The sequence below is a fragment of the Streptomyces sp. NPDC005485 genome (assembly GCF_040606085.1).
In the GTDB taxonomy this organism is placed as follows: Bacteria; Actinomycetota; Actinomycetes; order Streptomycetales; family Streptomycetaceae; genus Streptomyces.
On sequence record NZ_JBEXDZ010000126.1, the window covers coordinates 20,849 to 27,354 of the forward strand.

At 71.5% G+C, this 6,506-nt stretch carries 5 protein-coding genes; 1 reads left to right on the forward strand and 4 read right to left on the reverse strand.

Translation table 11 applies throughout. The features are described from left to right. Positions 1-14 precede the first annotated feature (14 nt). The 4 genes from ABZS97_RS32435 to ABZS97_RS32450 all read right to left on the reverse strand — a co-directional run bounded on the left by ABZS97_RS32435 (position 15) and on the right by ABZS97_RS32450 (position 5,948). Positions 15-671, reverse strand: coding sequence for a maleylpyruvate isomerase N-terminal domain-containing protein (locus tag ABZS97_RS32435; protein WP_356143539.1), 657 nt, complete (start codon positions 669-671; stop codon positions 15-17). A 45-nt stretch (positions 672-716) separates the two neighbouring features. Continuing rightward, positions 717-3,050 (reverse strand): bifunctional serine/threonine-protein kinase/ABC transporter substrate-binding protein, encoded by a 2,334-nt coding sequence (locus ABZS97_RS32440; RefSeq protein ID WP_356143541.1) that lies wholly within the window; start codon positions 3,048-3,050, stop codon positions 717-719. Between the two features lie 165 nt (positions 3,051-3,215). Next, the gene (locus ABZS97_RS32445) at positions 3,216-4,556 is read right to left on the reverse strand and encodes an aldehyde dehydrogenase family protein (RefSeq protein ID WP_356143550.1); all 1,341 of its coding nucleotides are present in this window, start codon (positions 4,554-4,556) and stop codon (positions 3,216-3,218) included. 201 nt (positions 4,557-4,757) lie between these two features. After that, complete coding sequence (locus ABZS97_RS32450; protein ID WP_356143543.1) at positions 4,758-5,948, reverse strand: alcohol dehydrogenase catalytic domain-containing protein; 1,191 nt, start codon at positions 5,946-5,948, stop codon at positions 4,758-4,760. A gap of 256 nt (positions 5,949-6,204) precedes the next feature. Here ABZS97_RS32450 and ABZS97_RS32455 point away from each other — a divergent pair, with 256 nt between their 5' ends. Beyond that, a complete protein-coding gene (locus ABZS97_RS32455; protein WP_356143545.1) occupies positions 6,205-6,390 on the forward strand; it encodes a hypothetical protein in 186 nt (61 codons plus the stop codon). The last annotated feature ends 116 nt before the right edge of the window (positions 6,391-6,506 follow it).

Consider the following 6,506-nt stretch of genomic DNA (forward strand, 5'->3'; position numbering starts at 1 on the left):
AGGCCCGGCGCGCCCTACGCCCGGACCGTGCCGTCCCAGCGCCATGTCGTCAGGCGTGGGTGTCCGGGCAGTTCAGCGCGTCCGGTGGCCCAGAGCAGGGTGGGCCAGGGGTCCGTGGATTCGGGGGCGTTCGGGAACAGTCGGGCGAGCACGCGCGCGCACAGATCCGCGGGTGGACTCCAGGCGAGGCCGAGCCCTTGGGCCAGGTCGTACGTGTGCACCAGGGTCTCCACGATTCCCATCGCGGCGAAGCCCTCGGGATCGGAGATGCCGAAGCCGTGGTGGGCGCGGATCTGCGGCGGCGTCGTACGCACCATGGCGATCAGCAGCCCGCCGCTCGCCTCCAGCACCTGCAACAGGCCGGCGGGGCCGGACCCACGGTCCGCGTGAATGACGTTCGCCGGTCCACCGGGCCGCCGGCTCTCCCACACGAAGGGCACCTCGCCGTCCAAGGGTGGTGCTTTGGGGCCCAGTTGTGCGGCGTAGGCGAACAGGTCGTCACTGAGGTGCTCGACGGTCTCCCAGCAGTCCCATTCCAGCGAACCGGCCTTGGCGTCCCACGCGGCCGGGGGCGCCTTGCGAAGGACTGCCACAGCGAGCTGTACGGCGCGGTCGAGGTCGTCTGGGGTGACGGCGGACGGGGAAGGGCCGGTCTCGGCTGTTCGGGGCATGGCAGGACCGTACCGTGCCTGCAAGCGGCCACGCCTTTCCTGTGATCACGGCTGCCCGACCGGCTCTGCCGAGGTGACCTCGATGGTGGTGGTCCGGCCCGCGGGATCGATCCGGAGGATCGGGATGGTCTTGTCGAGGGGGCCGCCGTCGCGGCCGATGGTGATCCAGCCGCTCGCGCCGGGCGCGTCCCGCTTCCTGCGCAGCTCGGTCAGTGTCCGGTAGACGTCCGTTGCCGTCGGGTTGGGCACCACCGGAGCCTTGCGGACGGCCCGGGCGGCGGTCAGCAGGGCGTCGTACATCATGATCGCCCGCCCGTCCTCCAGGCTGCTGTGCGCGAACGCGGCGACGAAGGTGCCGTCGCGGAACGGGGCGACGGCATCTTCGTCGAACGCGCGGGGCGCCACGTCCCAGGCGCCGGGGTGGGCGAGACCGGTGTAGATGAGGTCGATGCCGCTCGCGCCCAGGATCGCGGCCAACTGGCGGGAGCCGAAGCCCTCGGTGTGCGTGACCATCATGGCGTCGTCGCCGGAGAGCACGGTCAGCCGGACGCCGTGGCACGGGCGGTCGGCGAGCGCGGTCAGGAAGGGTGGCAGCGAGGTGCCGCGGCCCGCGAAGTAGATGACGTCCGGGCGCGCTCTGCACACTTCACGGAGCCGGAACCGGAAGTCGTCGGTCAGACCGGAGCGCGAGGAGTCGAACAGGATCGGCTCCGGGTCGACGAGCCGACCGGCCGGCACGCGGCTGCGGAACTGCGTGGCCAGGGTGCTGGTGTACTGGTCGCCCGTGGCGGCGTCCTGGACGATGAGGATCCGGGCGCGTTCGCGGGTGCCTGTCGACAGGAACCGTACGGCGGCGGCCGCCTGGTCGGCGTTGGCGGGCGCGACCCGGACAAGGCCCGGAGTGCCCGCCCAGGAGTCCGCGGTGAGCACCGACGCGAAGGCGGGCAGGCCGCCGGCCGTGAGCTCTCCGACCATGTCCTGGCTGGAGGCGGTGCTGCCGCCCAGGCCGACCGCTGCCACGATGCGCTGGGCGCGCCGGTGGCCGAGTACCTGCCCGACCGTGTACTCCCGCTGCTCGGCGGTGCCGCCGGTCTGGGCGAACAGCACCCTGATGCGGGCGCCGCTGCCGTCCCCGGACTCCTGGTTCGCGCTGCGCTGGGCGAGGTAGGCGCCCTCCAGATCGTGCTCGACGGACTCCATCAGGGCGGTGCCGTCGTACTCCGCTGTGATCGGCGTCAGGTACACGACGGACACGAACGGCCGTCCGCCCGGCTTGGCGGCGGCTGCCATCACGCGACGGTTCTCCGCGGCGATGCGCTTCAGCGCGGGCGTCAGGGGCCTGCTCGAGGTCCGCAGGAGTCCCGTCGGCGGGGCTGCGTCATCCAGCAGCCCGACGCAGCTGCGCATCCGTCCGTCCCCGATGCCGCGCAGGCCGGCGGCGCAGGGCGTGCCGCCGGACGACGACCGCGATGCGTCGCCAGGGAGCAGCAGGGCCGCGAGCACGGCCAAAGCGACCGTGAGGGTTCGCCCCGCTCGGAGGCGCGGTGTCGGACGCTGCGTCTCGGTGTCGCTCCTGCCCTCTTCGACCCGGGCCGCCAGGTGCAGCACTTCGTCCACGCCGGGTCGTCGGCCGGGGTCCTTGGCCAGACAGCGGGCCACCAGTGCGCGCAACGGACCGGGTACTCCGGCCAGGTCCGGTTCCTTGTGCACCACGGCGAAGGCGACCGCGATCGGCTCCAGGCCCGCCGACTCGGGGTCTTCGAAGGGACTGCGGCCAAGGGCCGCGAAGGCCAGTACGCAGCCCAGCGCGAACACGTCCGTGGCCGGGGCGATGCGCTGCGGCCCGTTGAGCTGCTCGGGTGCCATGAAGGCGGGGGTGCCCACCATGGAGCCGCTGCGTGTCAACGCCCGGCTCTGCGCGACGGATCGGGCGATGCCGAAGTCGATCACCCGCACACCGTCGTCGGCGAGCAGGACGTTGGCCGGCTTCAAGTCCCGGTGCACGATGCCCTGTCGGTGGATGTCGCGGAGCGCCTCCGCCAACTGGCCCGCCAGTCGGGCGATATCGGTGACGGGCAGCGGGCCACCGGACTGCACGCGCGCGGCCAGCGATTCTCCGAGTACGTACTGTGTGGCAAGCCAGGGCGGGTCGCCGTCCGGGTCTGCGTCCACCACTGAGGCCGTGAAGGCGCCGCTCACCTTGCGCGCCGCCGCCACCTCGTACCGGAACCGGGCTCGGAAGTGCGGGTCGTCGGCGTACTCGGGGCGGATCACCTTTACCGCCACCTGCCGCCCGGCAGCACTCCGCGCCAGGTACACCAGTCCCATGCCACCGGCGCCGAGCCGCCGTTCCACGGTGAACTCGCCGATCCGCCGCACCACGACAAGGTATCCAGGTATTCAGGTCACCACGTCGTGCCGTCGTGACTGCCGCACGTTCGGGTGAACCGGGGTCGGGCCCGGCCCATTTCGGCCACGGATCGGCCAAGGTGCCATGGCCTCCCCCCGGGTCTCAGGAGGAGGCCATGGCACGTCAGCGGATCGTCACGCCAGCGGCTTGGCCAGGATCGCCTTGCGGTGGCTGAACGTCTCGATGGAGTAGCGGCCGTGGTAGTTGCCCATGCCGCTCTCGCCGACGCCGCCGAACGGCAGGTCGGAGACGGTGAGATGGGCGAGCGGCAGGCCGAAGCCGAGGCCGCCGGAGGAGGTCTCGGCCGCCAGGCGCCGACGGGTGGTGTCCGAGTCGGTGAAGACGTAGAAAGCCAGGGGCTTGTCGCGGTCGTTGATGAACTCGATGGCTTCGTCGAGGCCGGAGACGGTGACGATGGGGAGGACGGGGCCGAAGATCTCCTCCCGCATGACGGGCGCCTTGGGGTCGACGTCGGCCAGCACGGTCGGCGCGATGTACTTGGCGGCCCGGTCGCTGTCGCCGCCGGTGACGACGCGCCCGGAGTCGAGCAGGCCCACGAGACGGTCGAAGTGCCGCTCGTTGACGATGCGCCCGTATTCGGCGGACGTCTGCGGCTCGGACCCGTAGAGCGCCTCGACGGCCTTGGTGAACAGGGGCTCCAGGGCGCGGGCGGTCGCCGGGTCGGTGAGGACGTAGTCGGGGGCGACGCAGGTCTGTCCGGCGTTGAGGAACTTGCCGCGGACGAGGCGGTCGGCGACCACGCTCAGGTCGGCGTCGCCGTCGACGAACGCCGGGGACTTGCCGCCCAGTTCGAGGGTGACCGGGGTGAGGTGCTCGGCGGCGGCGCGCATCACGATGCGGCCGACCGCGCCGTTACCGGTGTAGAAGATGTGGTCGAACCGCTCCGCCAGCAGGGCGGTGGTCTCGGGGATGCCGCCCTCGACGACGGCGACCGCGTCGGTGTCGAGGTACTGGGGCAGCATCCGGGCCAGGGCGGTGGAGGTGGCGGGGGCCATCTCGCTGGGCTTGACGACGACCACGTTGCCCGCTGCCAGAGCGCCGAGCAGCGGGGTGAGCAGCAGCTGCGCCGGATAGTTCCACGGCGCGATGACGAGGACGACGCCGAGCGGGTCGTACTGCGTCCAGGCTGTCGCGTCGGCACCGAGGTGCGTCGGAACCGGGGCGGACTCGGGATGCAGCCAGCCCTCGAGGTGCTCCAGGGTGTGGTCGATCTCCCGGACGGTGAAGTCGATCTCCGTGCGGAAGGCCTCGGTGGAGCTCTTGCCCAGGTCGGCGTGGAGGGCGGCGGCGAGGTCGGCGCCGTCCGTGGTGAGCATCTCGCGCAGGCGGCGCAGCTGAGCCGTGCGCCATTCGACGGGCTTGGTGCGGCCGGAGCGGAAGGTGGCGCGCAGTCGGGCGACGGTGTCGGCGGGCTGCTCGGGGGTGTGCTGGTTCACGGTGCCTCGCTGCTGGATCGCGGACCGGGTGATCCGCTTGCGGTCGTCGGGAGCCGGAGCTCGTTTCGTCACAGGGAGCCGTAGCTCGATGTAAATGCCAACCTTTCATCTGCCGGGATAAATTCCGGCTACACGAACATTACTTTCCGCTACTGAATGGTTCCGGAGAGGCAATGACGCGGCAAGCCGAGCGAGGGGACCCAGCCCTGCGCTCCGCGTTCACGGTTGCATGAGGATCTTCACGGCGTCGTCCTCCTTGTGCTGGAAGATCTCGTACGCGTGGGGCGCGTCGTTCAGCGGCAGATGGTGGGTGGCGAAGTCGTCCACGCCGAGCGGGTCGTCGTCGGTGAGCAGCGGCAGCAGGTCGTCGACCCAGCGGCGAACGTTGGCCTGGCCCATCCGCAGCTGGATCTGCTTGTCGAACATGGTCAGCATCGGCAGCGGGTCGGCCGCGCCGCCGTAGACGCCGCTCAGGGAGATGGTCCCGCCGCGCCGCACCAGGTCGATGGCGGTCCGCAGCGCGGCCAGCCGGTCCGTGCCCGCCTTCTCCGCGAGCCGGGACGCCCAGGCGCGCGGCAGTACGCCGGTGGCCTGTTGCGCCATACGGCCCAGCGGGCTGCCGTGGGCCTCTGCGCCGACGGCGTCGATCACGCAGTCGGGCCCGCGTCCGTCCGTACGGTCGCGGATGGCCTCGACCAGGCCGCTGCCGCCGTCGAACTCCGAGAGGTCGAAGGTGTCGACGCCGCGTTCACGTACCCGGCGCAGGCGCTCGGGGACGAGGTCGACGCCGAAGACCTTGCCCGCGCCCTGGTGCAGCGCGATCCGGCAGCACATGTCGCCGATCGGGCCGAGGCCGAGCACGGCGACGGAACCGCCGGGCGGGATGTCGGCGTAGCGCACGGCCTGCCAGGCGGTGGGCAGGACGTCGGAGAGGTACACGAAGCGGTCATCGGCGGGTCCTTCGGGGACCTTGATGGGTCCGAACTGGGCCTGCGGCACCCGCAGATACTCGGCCTGTCCCCCGGGCACCGCGCCGTACAGCTTGGTGTAGCCGAAGAGCGCTGCGCCCATGCCCTGGTCGGCGACCTGGGTGGTCTCGCACTGGGTCGGCAGGCCCGAGTCGCACATCCAGCAGTGTCCGCAGGCGATCTGGAAGGGCACCACGACCCGGTCTCCGGGCCTGAGTCCGGTGACGTCCGCGCCGGTCTCCTCGACGATGCCCATGGGTTCGTGGCCCAGGATGTCGCCCGGCGTCATGAAGGGCGTGAACACCTCGTAGAGGTGGAGGTCGGAGCCGCACAGCCCGGTGGAGGTGATCCGGACGACGGCGTCCGTGGACTCCTTGATCGTCGGATCCGGGACGGACTCCACGCTCACGTTCCGTTTGCCCTGCCAGGTCACAGCCCTCATGGCGGTCCGCTCCTTTCACCTGCGTGCGTACCGGGCGCAGAAGCCGGGCCCGGACGAATGCATGCCGGGTACCCGTGGAGCCGTACGGCAGACGTGCCGGGTTACGGAGTCCGGCCCGTCGACCGGGGGTGATTGCCGCAGCTCAGGACGGGAACTCGCGTACACGTGAAGAGGCGACCGGCGCACGAGCCCCGGGTGCCCGGGGTGACCGGACGGCCCGGCCCCATGTTCCCCGGAGCGGAACGGAGGAAGAGCCATGAGCGACCTGCGCGACGACGACTTCTACGCACGAGACCGCCCCGCCCACCCCACGCTGCCGGAGGACCGGCCACGCGGCGGGAAGGCCAAGAGGCCGATGAAGCACCGCGGCCCGTGGGCCATGGCCGCGCTCATCGCCGCCATCATTCTGCTGATCCTGGTCGGTATCGCCCTGTTTCCCTGAGAGTCCGGCCGGGCCCTCCGCTTCCCCGAGTCCGGAGTGAGGCGGGGGCGTTCGAGGACGCCGGACGCGAGGCCGACGACGCACGCGGTGGGGGCCGCGGTCCAGTGGACCGCGGC

What these genes read in the sequence shown, in the direction of transcription:
- ABZS97_RS32450 (WP_356143543.1), bottom strand. Translation starts at nt 5,948, where the DNA reads ATGAGGGCTGTGACCTGGCAGGGCAAACGGAACGTGAGCGTGGAGTCC.
- ABZS97_RS32455 (WP_356143545.1), top strand. Translation starts at nt 6,205, where the DNA reads ATGAGCGACCTGCGCGACGACGACTTCTACGCACGAGACCGCCCCGCC.
- ABZS97_RS32435 (WP_356143539.1), bottom strand. Translation starts at nt 671, where the DNA reads ATGCCCCGAACAGCCGAGACCGGCCCTTCCCCGTCCGCCGTCACCCCA.